This is a genomic window from Mesorhizobium sp. LSJC269B00 (genome assembly GCF_000502815.1).
GTDB lineage: Bacteria > Pseudomonadota > Alphaproteobacteria > Rhizobiales > Rhizobiaceae > Mesorhizobium.
Genome location: NZ_AYVN01000002.1, coordinates 537,792 through 558,694, shown reverse-complemented (window position 1 = coordinate 558,694; position 20,903 = coordinate 537,792). Strand labels below are relative to the sequence as shown.

25 protein-coding genes and 1 pseudogene are annotated in these 20,903 nt (G+C 63.2%); 9 read left to right on the top strand and 17 right to left on the bottom strand.

Annotated elements, in window-relative coordinates; genetic code table 11:
* The first annotated feature begins 215 nt into the window (after positions 1–215).
* The 3 genes from X771_RS157815 to X771_RS157825 all read left to right on the top strand — a co-directional run bounded on the left by X771_RS157815 (position 216) and on the right by X771_RS157825 (position 2,194).
* On the top strand, positions 216–1,022 hold the full coding sequence (locus tag X771_RS157815; protein ID WP_023687156.1) for a protein-disulfide reductase DsbD domain-containing protein: 807 nt from the start codon (positions 216–218) through the stop codon (positions 1,020–1,022).
* Positions 1,023–1,133: 111 nt separating this feature from the next.
* On the top strand, positions 1,134–1,616 hold the full coding sequence (locus X771_RS157820; RefSeq protein WP_023668407.1) for a peroxiredoxin: 483 nt from the start codon (positions 1,134–1,136) through the stop codon (positions 1,614–1,616).
* Positions 1,617–1,714: 98 nt separating this feature from the next.
* A complete protein-coding gene (locus X771_RS157825; RefSeq protein ID WP_023687155.1) occupies positions 1,715–2,194 on the top strand; it encodes a DUF2938 domain-containing protein in 480 nt (159 codons plus the stop codon).
* Positions 2,195–2,266: 72 nt separating this feature from the next.
* Here X771_RS157825 and X771_RS157830 read toward each other — a convergent pair whose 3' ends face one another.
* The 13 genes and pseudogenes from X771_RS157830 to coxB all read right to left on the bottom strand — a co-directional run bounded on the left by X771_RS157830 (position 2,267) and on the right by coxB (position 12,188).
* On the bottom strand, positions 2,267–2,851 hold the full coding sequence (locus X771_RS157830) for a histidine phosphatase family protein (protein WP_023687154.1): 585 nt from the start codon (positions 2,849–2,851) through the stop codon (positions 2,267–2,269).
* A 29-nt stretch (positions 2,852–2,880) separates the two neighbouring features.
* On the bottom strand, positions 2,881–3,417 hold the full coding sequence (gene rnhA, locus X771_RS157835; RefSeq protein WP_023685427.1) for a ribonuclease HI: 537 nt from the start codon (positions 3,415–3,417) through the stop codon (positions 2,881–2,883).
* Positions 3,414–4,376 carry a homoserine kinase gene (locus X771_RS157840; protein ID WP_023687153.1) on the bottom strand — a complete coding sequence of 321 codons (963 nt, stop codon included), beginning with the start codon at positions 4,374–4,376 and terminating at the stop codon, positions 3,414–3,416. Before X771_RS157840 ends, rnhA begins: the two co-directional genes overlap by 4 nt.
* Positions 4,377–4,383: 7 nt before the next feature.
* Positions 4,384–5,394, bottom strand: coding sequence for a 4-hydroxy-3-methylbut-2-enyl diphosphate reductase (ispH, locus tag X771_RS157845; RefSeq protein WP_023687152.1), 1,011 nt, complete (start codon positions 5,392–5,394; stop codon positions 4,384–4,386).
* Positions 5,395–5,557: 163 nt separating this feature from the next.
* Complete coding sequence (locus X771_RS157850) at positions 5,558–6,313, bottom strand: SURF1 family protein (protein WP_023687151.1); 756 nt, start codon at positions 6,311–6,313, stop codon at positions 5,558–5,560.
* On the bottom strand, positions 6,310–6,696 hold the full coding sequence (locus tag X771_RS157855) for a DUF983 domain-containing protein (RefSeq protein WP_023685423.1): 387 nt from the start codon (positions 6,694–6,696) through the stop codon (positions 6,310–6,312). Before X771_RS157855 ends, X771_RS157850 begins: the two co-directional genes overlap by 4 nt.
* 13 nt (positions 6,697–6,709) lie before the next feature.
* Positions 6,710–6,844 (bottom strand): annotated as a pseudogene (locus X771_RS1000000166440) (L,D-transpeptidase family protein); the annotation flags it as partial.
* An 83-nt stretch (positions 6,845–6,927) separates the two neighbouring features.
* Positions 6,928–7,809 (bottom strand): cytochrome c oxidase subunit 3, encoded by an 882-nt coding sequence (locus tag X771_RS157860; protein WP_023668416.1) that lies wholly within the window; start codon positions 7,807–7,809, stop codon positions 6,928–6,930.
* Position 7,810: 1 nt separating this feature from the next.
* On the bottom strand, positions 7,811–8,437 hold the full coding sequence (locus tag X771_RS157865) for a cytochrome c oxidase assembly protein (RefSeq protein ID WP_023687150.1): 627 nt from the start codon (positions 8,435–8,437) through the stop codon (positions 7,811–7,813).
* A gap of 8 nt (positions 8,438–8,445) precedes the next feature.
* Positions 8,446–8,595 (bottom strand): hypothetical protein, encoded by a 150-nt coding sequence (locus X771_RS157870; RefSeq protein ID WP_023698516.1) that lies wholly within the window; start codon positions 8,593–8,595, stop codon positions 8,446–8,448.
* A 2-nt stretch (positions 8,596–8,597) separates the two neighbouring features.
* On the bottom strand, positions 8,598–9,542 hold the full coding sequence (locus X771_RS157875; protein ID WP_023668419.1) for a heme o synthase: 945 nt from the start codon (positions 9,540–9,542) through the stop codon (positions 8,598–8,600).
* Between the two features lie 70 nt (positions 9,543–9,612).
* Positions 9,613–11,265: a cytochrome c oxidase subunit I gene (gene ctaD / locus X771_RS157880; protein WP_023687149.1), complete on the bottom strand. Its 1,653-nt coding sequence runs from the start codon at positions 11,263–11,265 to the stop codon at positions 9,613–9,615.
* A gap of 38 nt (positions 11,266–11,303) precedes the next feature.
* On the bottom strand, positions 11,304–12,188 hold the full coding sequence (coxB, locus tag X771_RS157885; protein ID WP_023687148.1) for a cytochrome c oxidase subunit II: 885 nt from the start codon (positions 12,186–12,188) through the stop codon (positions 11,304–11,306).
* Between the two features lie 375 nt (positions 12,189–12,563).
* On the opposite strand from coxB, the gene X771_RS157890 reads away from it, so the two are divergent.
* The 5 genes from X771_RS157890 to X771_RS157905 all read left to right on the top strand — a co-directional run bounded on the left by X771_RS157890 (position 12,564) and on the right by X771_RS157905 (position 15,846).
* Complete coding sequence (locus X771_RS157890) at positions 12,564–13,148, top strand: invasion associated locus B family protein (protein WP_023668422.1); 585 nt, start codon at positions 12,564–12,566, stop codon at positions 13,146–13,148.
* Between the two features lie 69 nt (positions 13,149–13,217).
* Positions 13,218–13,415: a hypothetical protein gene (locus X771_RS1000000168710; RefSeq protein ID WP_023687147.1), complete on the top strand. Its 198-nt coding sequence runs from the start codon at positions 13,218–13,220 to the stop codon at positions 13,413–13,415.
* Positions 13,412–15,115 carry a metalloprotease TldD gene (tldD, locus tag X771_RS157900; RefSeq protein ID WP_245262526.1) on the top strand — a complete coding sequence of 568 codons (1,704 nt, stop codon included), beginning with the start codon at positions 13,412–13,414 and terminating at the stop codon, positions 15,113–15,115. The genes X771_RS1000000168710 and tldD overlap by 4 nt, the downstream gene beginning before the upstream one ends.
* A 79-nt stretch (positions 15,116–15,194) precedes the next feature.
* Positions 15,195–15,470: an AbrB/MazE/SpoVT family DNA-binding domain-containing protein gene (locus X771_RS1000000166435; RefSeq protein WP_081725433.1), complete on the top strand. Its 276-nt coding sequence runs from the start codon at positions 15,195–15,197 to the stop codon at positions 15,468–15,470.
* Positions 15,457–15,846 (top strand): type II toxin-antitoxin system VapC family toxin, encoded by a 390-nt coding sequence (locus X771_RS157905; RefSeq protein WP_023687145.1) that lies wholly within the window; start codon positions 15,457–15,459, stop codon positions 15,844–15,846. The genes X771_RS1000000166435 and X771_RS157905 overlap by 14 nt, the downstream gene beginning before the upstream one ends.
* 66 nt (positions 15,847–15,912) lie before the next feature.
* Here the strand turns inward: X771_RS157905 and X771_RS157910 are convergent, their stop codons facing one another.
* Positions 15,913–17,148 carry a class I SAM-dependent RNA methyltransferase gene (locus X771_RS157910; protein ID WP_023668426.1) on the bottom strand — a complete coding sequence of 412 codons (1,236 nt, stop codon included), beginning with the start codon at positions 17,146–17,148 and terminating at the stop codon, positions 15,913–15,915.
* Positions 17,145–17,939, bottom strand: a complete 795-nt coding sequence (locus X771_RS157915; protein ID WP_023687144.1) for a TlyA family RNA methyltransferase — start codon at positions 17,937–17,939, stop codon at positions 17,145–17,147. Before X771_RS157915 ends, X771_RS157910 begins: the two co-directional genes overlap by 4 nt.
* A gap of 146 nt (positions 17,940–18,085) precedes the next feature.
* Between X771_RS157915 and X771_RS157920 the strand changes: the two genes are divergently transcribed.
* A complete protein-coding gene (locus tag X771_RS157920; RefSeq protein ID WP_023687142.1) occupies positions 18,086–18,487 on the top strand; it encodes a GFA family protein in 402 nt (133 codons plus the stop codon).
* Here the strand turns inward: X771_RS157920 and X771_RS157925 are convergent.
* Together X771_RS157925 and dxs are read right to left on the bottom strand one after the other, a co-directional pair.
* Positions 18,484–18,768, bottom strand: coding sequence for a hypothetical protein (locus tag X771_RS157925; protein ID WP_023668429.1), 285 nt, complete (start codon positions 18,766–18,768; stop codon positions 18,484–18,486). The two genes, X771_RS157920 and X771_RS157925, sit on opposite strands and share 4 nt — an antisense overlap.
* 141 nt (positions 18,769–18,909) lie before the next feature.
* On the bottom strand, positions 18,910–20,823 hold the full coding sequence (gene dxs / locus X771_RS157930; RefSeq protein ID WP_023685414.1) for a 1-deoxy-D-xylulose-5-phosphate synthase: 1,914 nt from the start codon (positions 20,821–20,823) through the stop codon (positions 18,910–18,912).
* Positions 20,824–20,903 lie beyond the last annotated feature (80 nt).

The window sequence follows — 20,903 nt, the reverse complement described above, 5'->3', positions numbered from 1 at the left end:
GCACTGGAGCGTAACGCGTTTCCGGGACGCCGAAAAGATGCGCCGCGTGCGATTCGGCCAAAGCCCAACGGTTGAAACAACGGAATCTTGACTGCGAACTTCACTCGGCCGATTGCTTGAAGCCAACTGTTCCTTGCCCGAAGGTCACGCAAATATGATACGCAGAGCGCCATGAAAACATTGCGCGGCCATGAACTGACGATCAAATCAACGCCATGCAAAGCTTGAAAATCCTGCTGCTCGGCGCCGCCATCGGATGCGGAGCAGCTATTCCCGCCGCCGCCTCGTCTTCCGACTGGTACAACAGCGAAGGCGGTAAGGTGCGGCTGGTGACATCAGGCAAGGCCGACGAGGCCGGTCGCATCCATGGCGTGCTCGACATCGCGCTCAAGCCCGGCTGGAAGACCTATTGGCGTGATCCGGGCGACGCCGGCGTGCCGCCGCAGATCGACGTTTCGGCCAGCACCAACATCACCGATGCGGCGTTTTCCTTCCCGCCGCCGCAGCGCCATGACGACGGCTACGGCAAATGGGCCGGCTACAACCATCCGGTCTCGCTGCCGGTGACGTTCACTTTGTCGTCGCCTGGGGATGCGGCCGTCATCGATGCCGACATCTTTCTTGGCATTTGCGAGACGATCTGTATTCCGGTACAGACGCGGCTGAGCGTCGATCCCGCCGCCGATCCCGACAATGCCGAGGATGCGGCGCTGGTGAAGGCTGCACTCGCCACCTTGCCCGCGCCTGCCAAGCCCGATTTCGGGATCAAGGTGCTGCCGGGCGACCATGAGACGCTGATCGTCGAGGCGACTTTTCCCGGAGATCCGGAGGCGGCGGATTTCTTCGTCGCCGGGGGACGCGACTATATGTTCGGGGCGCCTGCGCGCAGCGAAAAGGACGGCCGGCTGGTATTTACCATTCCGATCCTCGACCGGCCGTCGACGACACCGACCGATGGCGGGTTGTATTACACCCTGACAAGTGCCGAAGGCGCGGTCGAGGGCGTTCTGCCGTTCCCCTGATACCGAACCCGATCCGGGCTTTCCCTTGATCCAGGCCTTGTCGGCGGTTGCGGGAGATGCCCGATTTCGCTATCGCAAGAAACCTTCCCTGCTTTTCACACGAGGACCATCATGACGATTGCCGTTGGCGACAAACTGCCCGATGCGACCTTCAAGGAAATGACCGCCGACGGCGCCAAGGTGATCACCTCGGCCGAGATTTTCGCGGGCAAGAAGGTCGTGCTGTTCGGTGTTCCAGGCGCCTTCACGCCGACCTGCAGCAACAATCATCTGCCGGGCTATCTTGAGAACCACGATGCCATCCTGGCCCGCGGCGTCGACACCATCGCCGTCGTGTCGGTCAACGATGTCCATGTCATGGGCGCCTGGGCGAATTTCACCGGCGGTCAAGGCAAGATCCTCTATCTCGCCGACGGCAATGGCGATTTCGCCAAGTCGATCGGCCTCGACTCCGACTATTCCAGCGGCGGCATGGGATTGCGCTCGAAGCGCTTCTCGATGATCGTCGACAACGGCAAGGTTACCGCGCTCAATGTCGAGACCAAGCCAGGAGTCGACACATCGGGTGCCGCTCACATTCTGAGCCAGCTCTAAACCGCGGCGGCCGCCTCGGCTCATGAGCGCCATGGCCTGACGACCACGCGCTTCCAGCCGGATTGCCTGCTTTGGGGGACATCGACGATGNATCGACGATGTTTGACATCATCTGGCGCAGCATTGCGATCGGCATCGGCGCCACGGTGCTGATGGATCTTTGGGCGCTGTTCCTGCATCTGGCGCTCAGCCAGCCGCGGCCGAACTGGGGGCCGCCCGGCCGCTGGGTCTGGCACCTTAGGGAAGGCAAGGTTTTCCACGACGATATCGCCCAAGCCGCACCTTATGCGCATGAGCAGGCGCTGGGCTGGGCTTTCCACTATGTCACCGGCATCGTCTACGGCTTCATCCTGGTGGCGCTGGTGGGCACGGCATGGCTGGACGCGCCGACCTTCCTGCCGGCCTTCATCCTCGGCATGGTCACCATCGGCGCCGGCTGGTTCCTGCTGGCGCCCGGCATGGGCGCCGGCTGGGCTGCCTCAAAGCGCCCCAACGCGATGCAGATCCGCGCCTTCAATGTGATCTCGCACACGGTGTTCGCGCTCGGCCTCTACGGCACGGCCCTGCTGATCCGCTGAGGACAGGTTCTATCCGCTGGTCGCGCGCGGCTTCATCGCCGCTACGGTGTCGATGATCTCCTGACATCCGCTTTAGCGCGGCGCCAGACTGTCTATCGGCCGCCATCCGTGGACGACGCGGCGCGTGCCGACATCATAGGCGAAGTAATTGCCGCCGCCGGCCGGCTGATCCGCCTCGCGGCTGATTGCGCGGCCGCTGAGCGCGAGCAGCAGCAATGTTCCGACGCCGCCATGGCCGACGAAGGCAATGTCGCCGCCATCGGCAGCACCCAGCACCGTTTCGACCTCGCTGACAATGCGTTGCTGGGCGTCGATGGCCCGTTCCCAGCCGCGAATGCTTTTGTGCGGATTGGCGAAGAACTGGTCGGCGACCGCCTCGAACTCCGGCGGCGGCAGGAAGCCGGTTGCCGACCGATCGTTCTCATGCATGCGCTCCCTCACCTCGACCGCGAGGCAGAGGTGTTTGCCAAGAATCTCGGCGGTTTCGATCGCCTTGCGTTCGGCCGACGAGACGACACGGCGGATCGATCCGACCCATGGCTGATCGAGCATGGCTGATGCTGTCGCTCGTCCGATCTCGGATAGCCCCCAGTGCGGCACGGGAACGTTGGCATCGATCTGAACCTGGGGATGGGTGATGTAGTATACGATCGGCATGAGTGAGATCCCCTGCCGATAGCTTGAGCTCAATAGCTTTGGGTCGAGCGCCGTGCCCGTGGCGCCGGCTGCTTCTCGGATGCCGCCGGCTTCAGCGCCACTTTCGGCGCCGCAGGTTTGGCTGAGCCCCTCTTGAACGGCGCCATGCCTTCCCTTGCGAGTTCGTCGGCGCGTTCGTTCTCGGTGTGGCCGGCATGGCCCTTGACCCAGTTCCAGGTCACCTTGTGGCGCCGATTGGCCTCATCCAGCGCCTGCCACAGTTCACCGTTCTTGACCGGCTTCTTGTCAGCGGTCTTCCAGCCGTTTTTCTTCCAGCCGTGGATCCATTTGGAGATACCGTCCATGACATATTTGCTGTCGGTGTGAAGCTCGACGGCGCACGGCTCCTTCAGCGCATTCAGCGCCGAGATGGCGGCCAGCAGCTCCATGCGGTTATTGGTCGTCTCGGCCTCGCCGCCCGACAATTCCTTGGTCTTGCCGTTGAAGCGCAGGATGGCGCCCCAGCCGCCGGGACCGGGATTGCCCGAGCAGGCACCGTCGGTGAAGATTTCAACCTGCTTGGTCATGTCAGTCCGTATTCCGAAGGCGACTTGATCGCGCGGTGGAAGCGCATGCGGCGGATATATTCGGTCGGATCGCGCTTCATGACCAGCCCGCCCTCGGGAACCGTCAGCCAGTCATAGAGCCGGGTCAGCATGAAGCGCAGCGCCGAACCGCGCGAAAGCATCGGCAGCGCTGCTTTCTCGCCATCGCTCAAAGGCCGCACGCTCTGATAGCCGGCCAGCAGCGCCGTGCCTTTGGTCAGGTTGAAGGAGAAATCCTTCTCGAAACACCAGGCGTTGAGACAGGTGGCGACGTCATAGGCGTAGAGGTCGTGGCAGGCGAAATAGAAGTCGATGAGGCCGGACAGTTTCTCGCCGAGGAAGAAGACATTGTCGGGAAACAGATCGGCATGGATGATGCCTGCCGGCAGGCCCGGCGGCCAATGGCGTTCGAAATCCGCGAAATCCGCGTCGACCTCGGCCGCCAGTCCCGGCTCGACCTCGTCGGCTCGGTCGCGCGAGGCATTCCAGAGTTTGCGCCAGCCCTCGATGGCGAGCGCGTTGTCACGCGTCATCGCAAAATCCTGGCCGGCGAGATGCAGGGCGGCGAGCGCCTTGCCGACCTCCGCGCAATGCGCCGCTGTCGGCCGCCGGAGCGACAGGCCTTCGAGGAAGGTGATGATGACCGCGGGGCGGCCGGCCAGCGTGCCGATGACGGTGCCGTCATGCGCGGTCACCGGCAACGGGCAGGAAATGCCTTTGCGGGCGAGATGGCCCATCAGGCCGAGGAAGAACGGCAGGTCGGCCTTCTCGACGCGCTTCTCGTAAAGCGTCAGTATGTAAGAGCCGCTTGAGGTGTGCAGCAAAAAGTTCGAATTCTCGGTGCCTTCGGCGATCCCCTTGTAGGACAAGAGTTCGCCGACCGGATATGCCCTCAGGAACGCGCCGAGTTCGCCCTCATTGACGTCGGTGTAGACCGCCATGGGCTGCTCACGCGGCTCCGTTGACGAAGGCCATGTCGGCCCGCGTCAGTTCGACATCGCGCAGAACCCGCATGACTGGAAAATCCTCCGTTTCGGTGGCGGTGATCGCCAGGTCGATGGTCACCTCGAAGCGCTGGCGGAAGGCATCGATGATCTCGTCGACGATGATCTCCGGCGCCGACGCGCCGGCAGACAGGCCGAGCGTCGAGATATTCGTGATGTCATTCCACGGAATTTCGGCGGCGCGCTGTACGAGAAGCGACATGGTGGCGCCGGCGCGCTCCGCCACTTCGACAAGACGGCGCGAATTGGAGGAATTGGGCGCACCGACGATCAGATAGAGATCGGCGCCGGCGGCGGTTTCCTTGACCGCTTCCTGGCGGTTGGTGGTGGCGTAGCAGATCGATTCGGCGGCCGGTGCATGCAGCTGCGGGAAGCGCTCCTGCAGCACCCGCAATATGCCGGCAGTGTCTTCGACCGACAACGTTGTCTGGCTGACGAAGCCGAGCGCTTCCGGGTCGGCGGGGGCAAAGATAGCAGCGTCGGCTTCGGTCTCGATCAGCGTGACGGCGCCTTCAGCCAGCTGGCCCATGGTGCCGATCACTTCGGGATGGCCGGCATGGCCGATCAGAAGCACATGGCGGCCGAGCCGCTGATGGCGCATCGCCTGCTTGTGCACCTTGGACACCAGCGGGCAGGTGGCGTCGAGATAGAAGAGCTCGCGTGCCTTGGCGTCGGCCGGCACCGATTTCGGCACGCCGTGGGCCGAGAAGACAACCGGCGACTTGCGGTGCTCGGCCGGGATTTCCGAGAGTTCCTCGATGAAAACCGCGCCAAGGCTTTGCAGGCCCTCGACGACATAGCGGTTGTGCACGATCTCGTGGCGGACATAGACCGGCGCGCCGTATTTCTTCAACGCCAGCACGACGATCTGGATCGCGCGGTCGACACCGGCGCAAAAGCCGCGCGGCTGGCAGAGCCGGATCGTCAGCGGTGGTTTTGTGGCGGTCTGCAGCATGATTCCAGATCGATTGATCGTATCGTGACGCGAAATGAGGTGTGCACCCCTGCCCTGTCAAGGGCAGTTGAGATCAGGTTGAATGGTCAACCTGATCTAACTCTTTGTTGGAGCATGATCTTGTCCGAAAACCGGTTCCCACTTTTCGGGATGATGCTCTGGATCATTCAGTCTTTGCCGGACCGCGCAGCCTGACGATCAGAACCGCGGCAAGAGCCGCCGCCAGGCCATACCAGGTGAAGGCATATTGCAGATGAGAGTTCGGCAGGTCGATGATGGTGACGCCGCCGACCGGCAGCCCGCCCGGGTTCGGCGTCTTGTCGGCGTCGATGAAGATCGGCACCAGCACGGCACCGGCCGGCAGGCCGGCACTCGCCGCCATGACATCACGATCCTTCCAGTAGAAGATGTTCTTGGCCACGTCATTGTCGGGCAGCATCATCGACGGCTTGCCCGGCAGCGGGTTGCGCGCCAGGCCGGTGACCGTGACCTTGCCGGTCACCTGCCCTTGCGGCCGCTTGGCGGCATCCTTGAGATCATAGGGAACGAAGCCGCGGTTGATCAGGATATAGCGGCCATCGTCGAGGGCCAGCGGGGTATAGACGTTGAAGCCGGCGTCGCCGTCCCATGTGGCGTAGAAATGCCGCTCGCCGGAGTGCAGGAACGTCCCGCTGACGGTGACCGGCGTGTAGTCGACATCACCGGTGGCGGCGAATTCCTTCTCGACGTCCGCCAGCGGCTGCGGCGCTGAATGGGTGCGCTGGTCGATGGTCTGCAGAAGGGCTTCCTTCCAGTACAGGCGCTGCACCTGCCATGTGCCAAGCCCGAGCAGGATGACGAACACCACCAGGCCGAGGCCGAGCAGCAATGCCGTCTTCGGCCGCGAGCGGCCGGCGGGCTTGGTCAGCGCCTCGTTCATTGCCCCTGGTCCAGGCGGCCTTCGGCCGCCTTGTTGGCGTATTGAAGCGTCAGCAGCACCCCCTTGATCAACCTCAGCGCCGTCAGGCACAGTCCCACGGCCAGCGGTATCCAGATGATGAAATGCAGCCAGAGCGGCGGGCTCAGCGTCACCTCCACCCACAGCGCCAGCCCCACGACGATGAAGCCGATGATCAGGATGACGAACACCGCCGGGCCGTCGCCGGCATCGGCGTAGGAATAGTCGAGGCCGCAATTGTTGCAGCGCTTGCCGACGGTGAGGAAGCCGGAAAACAGCCGTCCTTCGCCGCAGCGCGGGCAGCGTCCGTGCAGGCCGGCCGAGATCGGCTCAATGGGTGGCCAGATCGCCCTATCTTCACTCATGGATAGTCATGCTTTACGGCTCGATTTCGATCAGCGTTCCATCCGGCACCATAGTCCAGATTTCGTCCATGTCGCAGTCGGTAACCCCAATGCAGCCATCGGTCCAGTCGACCAATTGAAGCAGCCAGCCCGACCAGCCGAATCCGTTGGCCATTGATGGGGCGCCGAAAAGAAGAAAGGCGACCGCGTTGCCGCGACCGCCCTTCTGATTTGTCGGTTCGGTGAAAGCCGTCAGTGGCCTTCGATCACCGCGCCGACCGATCCCCAGACGTAGATCGATGCGAACAGGAACAGCCAGACCACGTCGACGAAGTGCCAGTACCAGGCAGCCGCCTCGAAGCCGAAATGCTGCTTGGGCGTGAAGTCGCCTTTCCAGGCGCGGATCAGGCAGACCAGCAGGAAGATGGTGCCGATGATGACGTGGAAGCCATGGAAGCCGGTCGCCATGAAGAAGGTGGCGCCGTAGATGGAATCCTTGAAGCCGAACGGAGCGTGCATGTACTCGTAGGCCTGCACCATGGTGAACAGCATGCCGAGGCCGACGGTCAGCACCAGGCCGTTGATCAGGCCCTTGCGGTCGCCATGGATGAGCGAATGGTGCGCCCATGTCACCGTGGTGCCCGACAGAAGCAGGATGATGGTGTTGTAGAGCGGCAGATGGAAGGGATCGAGGACTTCGAGACCCTTCGGCGGCCAGACGCCGCCAGTGAAAGCGGTGCGGGCGTAATTCTGCACTTCGCTCGGAAACAGGCTGGCATCGAAATAGGCCCAGAACCAGGCAACGAAGAACATCACTTCCGAAGCGATGAACATGATCATGCCGTAGCGCAGATGCAGCGACACGACGCGCGTGTGGTGGCCCTCATGCGCTTCCTTGATGGTGTCCGACCACCAGGCAAACATCGTGTAGAGGACGATGACGAGGCCGATGAAGAACAGCCACGGATTGGCGATGTTGTGGCCGAAAATTGGAAAATCGCCGTTCTTGAGATACTGCATCAGGGCGACGCCGCCGACTGCAGTCACCAGTGCTCCTATCGACCCCAGGAAGGGCCACGGGCTCGGGTTGACGAGATGGTAGTCGTGTTGTGGTTTTGCGTGCGCGTCTGCCATATCAACCCCCGAGATTTGCTTCGGTATCTGAAACTTTGCTGCTGCTGTTCGGCGTCGATGACGCCACCGGCTTGTTCTTTTGGACCGGGAACATGGTGTAGGACAGGGTGATCGTCTTCAAGTCTTTCAGTTCCGGCACGTTGACGATATCGGGATCCACATAGAACACGACCGGCATGTCCAGCGTCTCGCCGGGCTTCAACGTCGTGTCGGTGAAGCAGAAACACTCGACCTTGTTGAAGTATGGGCCCGCCAGTTCCGGCTGCACGTTGAAGGTGGCGCGGCCGGTAACCGCGCGGTCGAGCTTGTTGGTGGCGCTGTAATGCGCCTGCGTGGTCTCGCCGATCTTGATGGTGACCGAACGGGCGACCGGCTGGAACTGCCACGGAATGCCGTTGGTGTTGGCGTCGAAGCGCACGGTGATGTCACGGTCGAGGATGCGGCCGGCATATTGCTTTTCGGCGCGCTGCGTGGTGCCGCCATAGCCGGTGGCCTGGCAGAACATCTTGTAGAGCGGCACCGCGGCGTAGGCCATGCCGATCATGCCGCCGAAGAAGGCGACGCAGACGGCGGCGACGACGCGGTTGGTGTTCTTCTTCCTGGGATCGGTCACGGTCTGGCGGGTCATCATCGGCCTCATCCGGTATGGCCGAATTTCACGATGGTCGCGACGTAGAAGATGACGACCAGAATCGCCAGCGCGACGCCGATCGCCGCCGAACGGTTGCGCCGCGCCTTCTTCTGGCTTTCGGTCAGCGTGACCAGTTCAAGCTTCTTGTCGATCATAGTCATGCTCCACCGATGGCCAAAGCGCGACCGACGACACAGTCGGCAAGATAGATGGCGAAGATGGCGAAGAGGTAGAGCAGCGAATAGGCGAACAGAGCCTTGGCCGGCTTCATGACGCGGTCGCTATCGGTCATGCACAGCACTTTCCAGGCATACCAGACGAAGCCGGCGCCGAGAGCCACTGATGCGACGCCATAGAAGGCGGTAGTGAAACCGAGCACCCAGGGCAGCACGCCGATCGGCGCCAGGATCAGGGCGTAGGCAAAGATCTGGCGGCGGGTCGAGGCCTGGCCGGCAACGTTCGGCATCATCGGGATGCCGGCCTTGGCGTAGTCGTCGGACTTGAACAGCGCCAGCGCCCAGAAGTGCGGCGGCGTCCACAGGAAGATGATCAGGAACAGGACGAGGCTTTCCAGGCTCACCGTTCCGGTCACCGCGGCCCAGCCGATGACCGGCGGGATGGCGCCGGCGGCGCCGCCGATGACGATGTTCTGCGGCGTCGAGCGCTTCAGCCACATCGTGTAGACGACGGCGTAGAAGAAGATGGTGAAGGCAAGCAGCGCCGCCGACAGCCAGTTGACCAGCACGCCCAGCGTCATCACCGACAGCACCGAAAGCACAAGGCCGAAGCTCAGGGCTTCGCCGGGCAGGATACGGCCGGACGGTACCGGGCGGCCGGCGGTCCGGCTCATCACCGCGTCGATGTCGGCGTCGTACCACATGTTGAGCGCACCCGAGGCGCCGGCGCCGATGGCAATGGCCAGGATGGCGATCACCGCCAGCAGCGGGTTGATGGTCACGGGCGCAGCGACCATGCCGACAAAGGCCGTGAACACCACCAGCGACATGACGCGCGGCTTCAGCAGGGCGAAGAAATCGCCCGACGTGGCTTCCGACATGCGAAAGCCCGCTTCGTCAATCATTGGGTCGTCGACAAGGGCCATGCGTACATAAGTCCAATCATTCCGTTGGCCGAAACCGCCGGCGGGCCGGCGGTTTCGTATTCGGGCTGCCTTACTTGATCTTCGGCAGCTGTTCCCACTGGTGGAAGGGCGGCGGCGAAGGCAGCTGCCATTCGAGCGTCGTTGCACCCTCGCCCCACGGATTGGCGCCGGCGACGCGCTTCTTCTGGAAGGCCTCGAACACGCCATAGAGGAAGATCACCACGCCGACGGCCGATATATAGGAGCCGTAGGACGACACCATGTTCCAGCCGGCGAACGCGTCGGGATAGTCGATGGTGCGGCGCGGCATGCCGGCCAGGCCGAGGAAATGCTGCGGGAAGAAGATCAAATTGACGCCGACGAAGGTGACCCAGAAGTGGGTGTTGGCGATCACCGGCGAGTACATGTAGCCGGTCATCTTGGGGAACCAGTAGTACCAGCCGGCGAAGATGGCGAAGACCGCACCCAGCGACAGCACATAGTGGAAGTGGGCAATGACGAAATAGGTGTCATGCAGCGAGCGGTCGAGGCCGGCGTTGGCGAGCTGGACGCCGGTGACACCGCCGACCGTGAACAGGAAGATGAAGCCCAGCGCCCACAGCATCGGCGTCTTGAACGAGATCGAGCCGCCCCACATCGTCGCGATCCAGGAGAAGATCTTCACGCCTGTCGGCACGGCGATGACCATGGTGGCAAAGACGAAATAGCGCTGCGTGTCGAGCGACAGGCCGGTCGTGTACATGTGGTGCGCCCAGACGATGAAGCCGAGGGCGCCGATCGCGACCATGGCGTAGGCCATGCCGAGATAGCCGAACACCGGCTTCTTCGAGAAGGTCGAGACGATGTGGCTGATGATGCCGAAGCCCGGCAGGATCAGGATGTACACTTCGGGGTGACCAAAGAACCAGAACAGATGCTGGAACAGGATCGGATCGCCGCCGCCATCCGGGGCGAAGAAGGTGGTGCCGAAATTGCGGTCGGTAAGCAGCATGGTGATGCCACCGGCCAGAACCGGAAGCGACAAGAGCAGCAGGAAGGCGGTGATCAGAACCGACCAGGCAAATAGCGGCATTTTGTGCAGCGTCATGCCCGGCGCGCGCATGTTGAAAATGGTGGTGATGAAGTTGATGGCGCCGAGGATCGAGGACGCGCCGGCAATGTGGATCGACAGGATCGCCAGATCCATGGCCGGCCCGGGCTGGCCGGAGGTCGACAGCGGCGGATAGAGCGTCCAGCCGCCGCCAACGCCATAGGCGCCGGGCGCGCTCGGCATGAAAGCCGAAGCGATGAGCAGCAGGAAGGCCGGCGGCAGCAGCCAGAACGAGATGTTGTTCATGCGCGGGAAGGCCATGTCAGGCGCGCCGATCATGATCGGCACCATCCAGTTGGCGAAGCCGCCGATCAGCGCCGGCATGACCATGAAGAAGATCATGATCAGCGCGTGCGCGGTGCCGAAGGCGTTGTACATGCTCTTGCCGCCGTCGATGGCGGCATCGCCGTTCATGCCATAGACCATCTGCGCCAGACCGGTGAAGATCTGGATGCCCGGCTCCTGCAGCTCCATGCGGATGACGACCGAAAGCGCGCCGCCGACGATGCCCGCGAAGATCGCGAAGATCAGGTAGAGCGTGCCGATGTCCTTGTGGTTGGTGGAGTACACCCACCGGACCCAGCCATGATAGGGCTTGTGGTCGTGGTCGTCGTGAGCTGCAGCTTCTGCCATGGTCGGCTCCGTTCCCTAATTCTTGCTAACCCGCGGCATCAATTGCCGGCGGCCGCTACCTTGTTGGTACCGTCGACCTCGGCCATCAGCGCCTTGTTGGCGCCGGGGAGGTCGGTCTTGGCTGCTGCCAGCCAGGTCTTGTACTGCGCATCGGATACGACGCGGACGGCGATCGGCATGAAGGCATGGTCCTTGCCGCAGAGCTGCGAGCACTGGCCGTAATAGATGCCTTCCTTTTCCGCCTTGAACCACGTCTCGTTGGTGCGGCCGGGAACCGCGTCCATCTTGATGCCGAAGGCCGGCACGGCAAAGGAATGGATCACGTCGGCTGCGGTAACCAGGACGCGCGTCATGGTGTTGACCGGCACGACCAGCTCGTTGTCGACCGCCAGCAGGCGCGGATAGACCTTGCGGTCTTCCTTGCCGATCGCGGCGCGGTCGGCGTCCTGCAGGATGGCCGAGTTGAAGGAGAGCGTGTTCTCGGTCTGGTACTCATAGTCCCAGTTCCACTGATTGCCCGTTACCTTGACGGTCAGCTTGGCCTCTTCCGGCGGCGTGTACTGCGCCGTCAGCAGTTGGAACGAGGGAATGGCGATGAACAGCAGGACGACGACCGGCCCGACTGTCCAGATGATCTCGATCAGCGTGTTGTGACTGGTCTTTGACGGAACCGGGTTTTTGCTGGCGCGGAACCTGAAGATGCACCAGGCGAGAAGCGCCAGAACCAAAGCAGTGATCGGGACGACGAACCACATCGTGTAGTTCCCGAACCACTCGATCTGCCGCATCATGTCTGTCGCCGGCGGCTGAAAAGTCATCTCCCACGGCTGCGGCTGGGCCGCATGGGCGGAGGCACCGGCGAAAAATGCGGCGGCGGCGCCTGCCGTTGCCATCAATTTGGCGCTTGCTGGGAATTTTCTCATCGCCCTCTTCATCTCCCGGTTCCTCGCGATCGCGACGCAAGAATATCGAACAATGCCGGGATGGGAATCCCGGACAGTCCCAAGGGTGGTTCAAACCATACTCTATTTCCCTCCGCAAGAAAGGAGCGGGCGAAACCGTGCGGCATTTTTGCGCGCAAGTGCTGCCGCGCTGTTTCGACGGCCTCGTGGCCCGCGCGGGTCGTCGACAGACAGGCTATGCGGGCTTGTGTCCGGAATGCGCCCGACGGTCGCAATTCGGGCGAATTTGCTAGGGAAAAGCGCATTATTGCGCCTGCCGGGGCTGACCGGCGGTCGCCCTATCCTTTACTTGGCCTTGGCGCGGCTTAAAGTGCCGTGATTCGCAATGGAGCCGTCATGACCTCTTGGCTTTCGAGAAACGCCTGGCATTCGAAGAGCGCCTGGCATTCGAAAAGCGCTTGGCTTTCGAGAAGCGGGGCGAAGGTCGTTTTTCTCGCCGCCCTGATCGGTATCGGCTCGTCCGCAACCGGCGTCGCCAATGCAGCGCAGCCCAGCGGCACGGTCAAGTCAACGCATGGCGCGTGGTCGATCATCTGCGACACGCCGGCCGGCGCCACCTCGGAACAATGCGTGATGATGCAGAACGTCGTTGCCGAGGATCGCCCGGAAATGGGACTGTCCGTCGTCGTCCTGCGCACCGCCGACAACAAGGCCGAGATCCTGCGCGTGCTGGCCCCGCTCGGCGTTCTGCTGCCCAATGGCCTGGGCCTCAATGTCGACGGCAAGGATATTGGCCGCGCCTATTTCGTGCGCTGCTTCCAGGACGGCTGCTATGCCGAGGTCATTCTCGAAAAGCCGCTGCTCGATACGCTGAAGACCGGGACGTCGGCCACCTTCATCGTCTTCCAGACGCCGGAAGAAGGCATCGGCATCCCCGTCGACCTCAAGGGCTTCGCCGACGGTTTTGCCGCCCTGCCCTGAGCTTGATGCTTGCGAAACCGTCTTTCCTCACAATTCCCACGGGTTTGATCTTTGGCTGTGGGGGTCATCATGCGTGCTTGTTCTTTGCTTTTGTCGACCGGTCTGATCCTGACCGGCGCCGCTTCCGTCGCCTTTGCCGAGGATTCCGAAATCATCACGGCGCCCGATCCGGCCGTCATTTTCGAGCTTGCGAAAGGCTATGGCTCGGCCAAGATGGACAAGGACGACGGGGCGATCCGATGGTCTCGGGCCGGCTTCAGGGCATGAAATATGTCATCTACTTCTATGGCTGCGAAAACCATGAGAAGTGCAAGTCGATCCAGTTCTCCTCGGGCTATACCGACCCCTTCACGGCCGACCAGGCCAATGAATGGAACAAGAAATATCGCTGGGTGAAGGCCTTTTCGGGTGACGGGTCGAACTTCAAGATGGATGTCATGTTCAGGGGCGGGGCTACCCGCTCCTACCTGCTGCGGATCGTCATTGCGGATTGTGCAGGCGCGTCTTCGCGCCTACATCGTGGCAACACCATTCCTCCTGTGAGCGGACCTGCCATGAACAGCCTGACCGGCCAATTCGACATTTCAGATGATCGCATCAAGCGGATCGTCGCCGACACACTGAACGGCGCCGACGACGGCGAACTGTTCGTCGAATACAGCGAGAGCGAAGCGCTGATGTTCGACAATGGCAGGCTGAAGACCGCCAATTTCAACACCGACCAGGGTTTTGGCCTGCGCGCCGTGGCCGGCGAGGCCAGCGGCTACGCTCATTCCAGCGATCTTTCGGAGGCGTCGCTGCTGCGCGCCGCCGACGCCGTCTCGACAGTCAGGGGCGGCTATTCCGGCACGCTTGCCGCGGCACCCGCGCGCACCAACCGCCATCTCTATGGCGAGGAGAACCCGATCCCCTCGCCCTCCTTCGAGGTCAAGGCCAAGCTGTTGCAGGAAATCGACGCATGGCTGCGCGCCGAGGACCCGCGCGTGCGCCAGGTGACGGCCTCGCTCGCGGCGTCCTGGCAGCATGTCGAGATCGTGCGCGCCGACGGCCAGATCGTGCGCGACATCCGCCCGCTGGTCCGCATCAACGTTTCCGTCGTCGTCGGCGACGGCGACCGCCAGGAAAGCGGCTCCTATGGCATGGGCGGGCGCAAGGCGTTCGGCGAGTTCCTGGTCGAGGACGCCTGGAAGCATGCGGCCAGGGAGGCGCTCAGGCAGGCGCTGGTCAATCTCGAAGCCATTCCCGCGCCGGCCGGAACGTTCGACATCGTTTTGTCCAGCGGCTGGCCAGGCGTGATGCTGCACGAAGCCGTCGGCCATGGGCTGGAGGGCGACTTCAACCGCAAGAAGACCTCCGCCTTTGCCGGCCTGCTCGGCCAGCAGGTCGCCGCCAAGGGCGTTACCGTGGTCGATGACGGCACCATGCCGGAGCGGCGAGGTTCGCTGACCGTCGACGATGAAGGCACGCCTTCGGCCCGCAATGTGCTGATCGAGGACGGCAAGCTTGTCGGCTACATGCAGGACCGCCAGAACGCCCGGCTGATGGGCATGAAAGCCACGGGAAACGGCCGGCGCGAAGGCTATGCGCACCAGCCGATGCCGCGCATGACCAACACCTATATGACGGCGGGCGACATGGAGCCGGATGAGATCATCGCCTCGGTCAAGAACGGCATCTATGCCGTATCCTTCGGCGGCGGCCAGGTCGACATCACCTCAGGCAAGTTCGTGTTCGGCTGCACCGAGGCCTACATGATCGAAAACGGCAAGGTGACGCAGCCGATCAAGGGCGCCATGCTGATCGGCAACGGACCGGACGCCATGCACCGTGTGTCGATGATCGGCAACGACATGAAACTCGACACCGGCATCGGCATGTGCGGCAAGGCCGGACAAGGCGTGCCGGTCGGCGTCGGCCAGCCGCATCTCAGGATGAACCAGATGACGGTCGGCGGCACCAGGGTTTGAGCGAGGAGACGCCAATGGGCTTGAATAGTTCCCCTCACAGGGATATCTTACCTTTGTCTTACACAAGGGTAATACCGCAATGGGTGCAATAGAAAAGCTTATAACGACCGTCTCTACCAAGGGACAGGTAATCCTGCCCAGCGCGATCCGCAAACGGAGGGACTGGGGCGCGGGCACGCGCCTGCAGGTCGAAGACACACCAGACGGTGTACTTTTGAGACCGGCGCCTGCCTTTGCCCCGACACGACCAGAAGATGTCTTTGGTGTCCTGCCGCACAGTGGCAGACCGAAGACCTTGGAGGAGATGGACGCGGCCGTCCTTGCTGAAGCACGGCGGCGCCATGCTCGCGATTGATACCAACGTTGTCGTCAGGTATCTGACGAACGACGATCCCGAGCAGTCCCCGCGAGCCCGGCGGCTGATCGACGGTCAGCCCGTTTTCGTCGCCGTCACGGTGATCCTGGAGGCTGAGTGGGTGCTGCGCAGCGGCTATGGTTATGATCAGGCCTCGATCGTCAATGCACTGCGGGTGTTCGGCGGGCTTCCCACTGTCGAGATAGAGGATGCTGCGATGGTCTCTTCCGCGGTCGATCTAGCCGAGACGGGAATGGATTTCGCCGATGCGCTCCATCTGGGCAAGTCCTCGCACTGCTCAGCATTTGTGTCCTTCGACCGTAAGTTCATCAAGGCCGCACAAGCGGCCGGGTACGAAAGCGTTCGCGAAGGCTAGTTTGCCAGCCGGCTACGTCTTGCGGGGGGCGGCAAACTCAAGCACGGCCTTGTGAAAATCGGCGGATTAACGTCGCCGTTTCGGCTTCTCCAGCAGCGCCACGGCCTCGACATGCGGCGACCACAGGAACTGGTCGATGGGCGTGACGCTCTTCAAGATGTAGCCGCCGTCAATCAGGATGCGCAGGTCTCGTGCCAGCGTCACCGGATTGCAGGAGACGGCGGCGACGAACGGCACATCCGAGCGGGCGATCTGCTTCGACTGGTCCTCGGCGCCGGCGCGCGGCGGGTCGAAGACGACGCCATCGAAAGCATTCAGCTCCTTGAACGTCAGCGGCCGCCGGAACAGGTCGCGGCGTTCGCCGGTTACCCGCTTCAGGCCGGTGGCGAAGCGCGATCCGCGGTCGAGCGCCGAAAGGGCTGCCGCGTCGCCTTCGACCGCGTGGACTTCGGATTTGGCCGCCAGCCGAAGCGCAAAGCTGCCGCAGCCGGCGAAAAGATCCGCGACTTTCCTGGCACGCTTCAGATGTCCGCCAACGAGATCGGCCATCGTCTGTTCGGCGGCTTGCGTTGCCTGCAGGAAGGCGCCAGGCGGTATGGCGACAGCGACGGTGCCGAACATGACCACCGGCTTTTTCGGCTCGATGACAATCTCGTCGTCGATCGAAAGCCGGGCAAAGCCATTGGCCATGATGAAGTTGGAGGCGACCCGGCGCTGGTTCTCGCCCAGCTTGCCCGACTCATAGACAGCGACGTCAAGCCCCGAGCCCGTCACAGTGACCGCCATCCGGAACGATTTGGTGGTGGCGCAAACCAGGTCGGCGACCGACCTCAAGCGATCGAGCGCGGCAACGATCTCCGGCAGCGAGATCGGACATTCCTCGATGGGGATGATTTCCGGCGACAGATGGCGATGGAAGCCAAGCAGCATGCCTGTGTCGGCGCGCCTGGCGGCAAGCACGACGCGGCGGCGTGTGTGTGGCGCACACGGCACCAGGGCGCCGATGTCGCCGGCAATGCCTTTCAAGGCATGCACGACCTTGTCGCGTTTCCATTGCTGGTAAGCGTCGGCTTGCAGATGCTGGACGGCGCAGCCGCCACATTCGGTGAAATGCCGGCAGGCCGGATCGATACGCAGCGGCGACGTCTCCAATACCGCCATCAGCATGGCGCGATCCCTCTCGCGCGCGGCGGTGACGGTCTCGCCGGGCAGGGTGAAGGGAATGAACAGCTCGCCGGTTTCCGTCTCGGCGACGCCGTCGCCCTGCGAACCCAGTCTCTTGATGGTGAAGCCCGTGCTCATCGGTCCTTGGTCCCGGCATCCTTGATCCCGGCATCCTTGATCCCGGCAAGCAGGAATTCGCGGTTGCCGTCGCCGCCTTCGATCGGCGACATGTGCAGGCCCAATGTACGCCAGCCAGGGACGCCTTCGAGCCATTCCTGCAGCAAGCCGGCCACACGGGCGGCGTCATAAGGGTCTTTCAACAGACCGCCCTTGCCGATTGCCTCGCGGCCGGCCTCGAATTGCGGCTTGACCAGAAACACCGCACGAGCGCCGTCCCGAGCCAATGCCAACGCCGGTGGCGTCGCCAGTTTCAACGAGATGAAGCTGACGTCGGAGACGATGAAATCCGGGATGCGGCCGCCGAGATCGGCAGCCGTGAGCTCGCGAGCGTTGAGGCCCTCGATGACCGTCACGCGCGGGTCGCCCGCAATGTCGGGATGCATCTGGCCGTGGCCGACATCGATGGCCGTGACATGGGCCGCGCCGCGTTCGAGCAGCACCTGGGTGAAGCCGCCGGTCGAGGCGCCGATATCGAGAGCTTCACTACCCGCAGGATCGAGACTGAAATGGTCGAGCCCGGCGATCAGCTTCAGCGCCGCGCGTGAGACATAACCCTGCGCCGGATCGTCGATGACGATGAGACAGTGCGGCAGAACCGTCTGGCCGGGCTTGCGGGCGACCACGCCGTCGACCGTCACGGTGCCGCGCTCGACCGCGTCGCGGGCGCGCGAGCGGCTCGCAAACAGGCCGCGCTGGACGAGCAATTCGTCAAGCCGCTGGCGTGTGCTGGCTGGCAGAGGGGAGTTCATCGGCCTTCATGGCGAAAGCCGGCCGCGAAGGCAAGGACATTGGCATGGGAGGACGTCGAGACCCGGGCCGCAAGCCAGTCCGCCCGGTTGAATATCGCAGCCAGTCCGGCAAGATGTAGAGGCTCAGGCAATGCGGAGGAAGACGAATGCTGACGGGAACCTGCCATTGCGGCGCCGCCCACTGGACCCTGGAAGGCGATCCCGGCCCGATCACGGCCTGCAATTGCACGCTTTGCCGCCGCTATGGCACGCTCTGGGCCTATGACTTTGTCGACGAGCGTATCCGGCTTGCGGGGCCTGTGCAGTCCTACACCCGCGCCGGCAAGGAGACGCCGTCGCTGGAAATCCTGTTTTGCCCGACATGTGCCTGTGTGCTTGCCTGGCGCGGTTTGCGCCGCAGCGACAGCGGCCGCACGCGTATCGCCGTCAATGTCAGGCTGGCACCGCCTGAGGCGGTCGCCGACCTGCCGATCGACCATTTCGACGGGCTGGACACTTATGACGACCTGCCGCGCGATGGGCGCTGCGTGCGCGATATGTGGTTTTAGAAGATCGTCCGTGAGACCTGCCGTTCAACGGCCGGCATCAGGCCGTCGCTTCCGTCATCTGAAGCCTGCTTGCGCGGGCGCTCGACAGCAACGACTGGTGCGTCCGGCACGACGACAAGCTGCGGCACCTGCTTGTAGGAAAAAGCGCCCCTGATATCGCCCATCTTGCGGGCGACGATGCCTGCCACCGCCTGTTCGAGCTTGCGGTCATAGCGCGTCTCGGCCATGGCCGGCGCGGCGATGACGGCCAAAAGGGCCGCGCCGCACAGAAGCGTTCGCATTGTTTTTAACTCCCTGCCTGGCTCTCGTTCTAGCAGGGGGGCGTTGAAAAACGGCCAAAAGACACGGTAAGCAAAACGCCAAAAGGAAGCGTTAACATAGGGTTGCAGCCGACAACCGCTTCAGAGGCGTGAGGTTTTGATTCAGGCCCGTTGCGCGCGCGCGGAATGGCCGAGCGCGACGAACACGGTGCGCACGATGCCGGCCGCGTCGAGCCCGGCATCGGCATACATTTTTTCCGGCTTGGCGTGGTCGGTGAACTCGTCCGGCAGCACCAGCGGCCGAACTTTCAGACCGCTTTCCAGCAAGCCTTCATGGGCGAGGAACTGCAGCACGTGGCTGGCGAAACCGCCGACAGCGCCCTCTTCCACCGTCACCAGCACTTCGTGCGAGCGGGCGAGACGGCGGATCAAATCCTCGTCGAGCGGCTTGGCGAAACGGGCATCCGCAACCGTTGTCGACAATCCGGCCGCGCCGAGTTCCTCGGCCGCCAGCAGGCAATCCTGCAGTCTTGTGCCGAAGGACAGAAGCGCCACCTTGGTGCCTTCCCTGACGATGCGGCCCTTGCCGATTTCGAGCACCGAGCCGCGCTCCGGCATATCGACGCCTACGCCGTTGCCGCGCGGATAGCGGAAGGCGATCGGGCCTTCGTCATAATAGGCGGCGGTGCGCACCATGTGGCGAAGCTCCGCCTCGTCGGCAGCCGCCATCACCACGAAGCCCGGCAGCGTCGCCAGGAAGGTGGTGTCGAAGGCGCCGCAATGGGTGGCGCCGTCAGCGCCGACGAAACCGGCGCGGTCGATCGGGAAACGCACGGGCAGTTTCTGGATCGCCACGTCGTGGACGACCTGATCGTAGGCGCGCTGCAGGAAGGTCGAATAGATGGCGGCGAAGGGCTTGTAGCCCTCGCTGGCGAGGCCGGCGGCGAAGGTCACGGCATGTTGCTCGGCAATGCCCACATCGAAGGTCCGGGTCGGGAAGGCTTCGCCGAACAAATCGAGGCCGGTGCCGTTCGGCATGGCGGCGGTGACGGCGACGATACGTTCGTCCAGGCGGGCTTCCTGGACCAGGCTTTCGGCAAACACCTTGGTGTAGGCCGGCGCATTGGCCGGGGCCTTGGTCTGCGCGCCGGTGATGACGTCGAACTTGTTCACGCCATGATATTTGTCGGCCGCGGCCTCAGCCGGCGCGTAGCCCTTGCCCTTCTGGGTCACGACATGGATCAGCACCGGGCCGTCGGCATGGTCGCGGACGTTCTTCAGCACCGGGATCAGATGCTCGAGATTGTGGCCGTCGATGGGGCCGATGTGGTAGAAGCCGAGCTCCTCGAACAGCGTGCCGCCGGTGACGTAGCCGCGCGCATGCTCGACCGCCCGCTTGATGGCGCGATCGGCGCGTTTGCCGAGATAGGAGGTCAGCTTCTTGCCGAAATCGCGCAGCCCAAGATAGGTCTTGCCCGACGCGAGCCGGGCCAGATAGGCGCTCATGGCGCCGGTCGGCGGCGCGATCGACATGTCGTTGTCGTTCAGGATGACGATCAGGCGAGCATCAAGCGCGCCGGCATTGTTCATGGCTTCATAGGCCATGCCGGCAGACATGGCGCCGTCGCCGATGACGGCAATGACATTGTTGTGGCCGCCGGAGAGGTCGCGCGCCATGGCCATGCCGAGGCCGGCGGAAATGGAGGTCGAGGAGTGCGCGGCGCCGAACGGGTCGTATTCGCTCTCGGCGCGACGGGTGAAGCCGGATAGGCCGCCTTCTTGCCTGAGCGTGCGGATGCGGTCGCGGCGGCCGGTCAGGATCTTGTGCGGATAGGCCTGGTGGCCGACATCCCAGATCACGCGGTCTTCCGGCGTGTTGAAGACATAGTGAAGCGCCACCGTCAGTTCGACGACACCGAGGCCGGCGCCGAGATGCCCGCCCGTATGCGAGACGGCATCGATCAGCTCGGCGCGCAGCTCCGAGGCCAGCTGCGGCAGCTCGCTTTCGTCAAGCTTCTTCAGGTCGGCTGGAATGCGGACCTTGTCGAGAAGCGGCGTATGCAGCGTTGCGTTCACTGTTAAGGGCCTGCTCAGCTATGATGCGCGTCGATCATGGCGAAATATGCCTGCGTCGCCCGAATGTAAATGCGTGTCAG

Coding starts and splice junctions, on each gene's coding strand:
- X771_RS157875 (WP_023668419.1), bottom strand. CDS start 9,542: ATGGCCCTTGTCGACGACCCAATGATTGACGAAGCGGGCTTTCGCATG.
- X771_RS157840 (WP_023687153.1), bottom strand. CDS start 4,376: ATGGCGGTCTACACCGACGTCAATGAGGGCGAACTCGGCGCGTTCCTG.
- ctaD (WP_023687149.1), bottom strand. CDS start 11,265: ATGGCAGAAGCTGCAGCTCACGACGACCACGACCACAAGCCCTATCAT.
- X771_RS157910 (WP_023668426.1), bottom strand. CDS start 17,148: ATGAGCACGGGCTTCACCATCAAGAGACTGGGTTCGCAGGGCGACGGC.
- X771_RS157905 (WP_023687145.1), top strand. CDS start 15,457: ATGCTCGCGATTGATACCAACGTTGTCGTCAGGTATCTGACGAACGAC.
- X771_RS157825 (WP_023687155.1), top strand. CDS start 1,715: ATGTTTGACATCATCTGGCGCAGCATTGCGATCGGCATCGGCGCCACG.
- X771_RS157890 (WP_023668422.1), top strand. CDS start 12,564: ATGACCTCTTGGCTTTCGAGAAACGCCTGGCATTCGAAGAGCGCCTGG.
- tldD (WP_245262526.1), top strand. CDS start 13,412: ATGAAATATGTCATCTACTTCTATGGCTGCGAAAACCATGAGAAGTGC.
- rnhA (WP_023685427.1), bottom strand. CDS start 3,417: ATGACCAAGCAGGTTGAAATCTTCACCGACGGTGCCTGCTCGGGCAAT.
- X771_RS157855 (WP_023685423.1), bottom strand. CDS start 6,696: ATGAGTGAAGATAGGGCGATCTGGCCACCCATTGAGCCGATCTCGGCC.
- X771_RS1000000168710 (WP_023687147.1), top strand. CDS start 13,218: ATGCGTGCTTGTTCTTTGCTTTTGTCGACCGGTCTGATCCTGACCGGC.
- X771_RS157865 (WP_023687150.1), bottom strand. CDS start 8,437: ATGACCCGCCAGACCGTGACCGATCCCAGGAAGAAGAACACCAACCGC.
- ispH (WP_023687152.1), bottom strand. CDS start 5,394: ATGCTGCAGACCGCCACAAAACCACCGCTGACGATCCGGCTCTGCCAG.
- X771_RS157870 (WP_023698516.1), bottom strand. CDS start 8,595: ATGATCGACAAGAAGCTTGAACTGGTCACGCTGACCGAAAGCCAGAAG.
- X771_RS157850 (WP_023687151.1), bottom strand. CDS start 6,313: ATGAACGAGGCGCTGACCAAGCCCGCCGGCCGCTCGCGGCCGAAGACG.
- X771_RS157860 (WP_023668416.1), bottom strand. CDS start 7,809: ATGGCAGACGCGCACGCAAAACCACAACACGACTACCATCTCGTCAAC.
- X771_RS157820 (WP_023668407.1), top strand. CDS start 1,134: ATGACGATTGCCGTTGGCGACAAACTGCCCGATGCGACCTTCAAGGAA.
- X771_RS157925 (WP_023668429.1), bottom strand. CDS start 18,768: ATGCGAACGCTTCTGTGCGGCGCGGCCCTTTTGGCCGTCATCGCCGCG.
- X771_RS1000000166435 (WP_081725433.1), top strand. CDS start 15,195: ATGGGTGCAATAGAAAAGCTTATAACGACCGTCTCTACCAAGGGACAG.
- X771_RS157815 (WP_023687156.1), top strand. CDS start 216: ATGCAAAGCTTGAAAATCCTGCTGCTCGGCGCCGCCATCGGATGCGGA.
- coxB (WP_023687148.1), bottom strand. CDS start 12,188: ATGAGAAAATTCCCAGCAAGCGCCAAATTGATGGCAACGGCAGGCGCC.
- X771_RS157830 (WP_023687154.1), bottom strand. CDS start 2,851: ATGCCGATCGTATACTACATCACCCATCCCCAGGTTCAGATCGATGCC.
- X771_RS157915 (WP_023687144.1), bottom strand. CDS start 17,939: ATGAACTCCCCTCTGCCAGCCAGCACACGCCAGCGGCTTGACGAATTG.
- X771_RS157920 (WP_023687142.1), top strand. CDS start 18,086: ATGCTGACGGGAACCTGCCATTGCGGCGCCGCCCACTGGACCCTGGAA.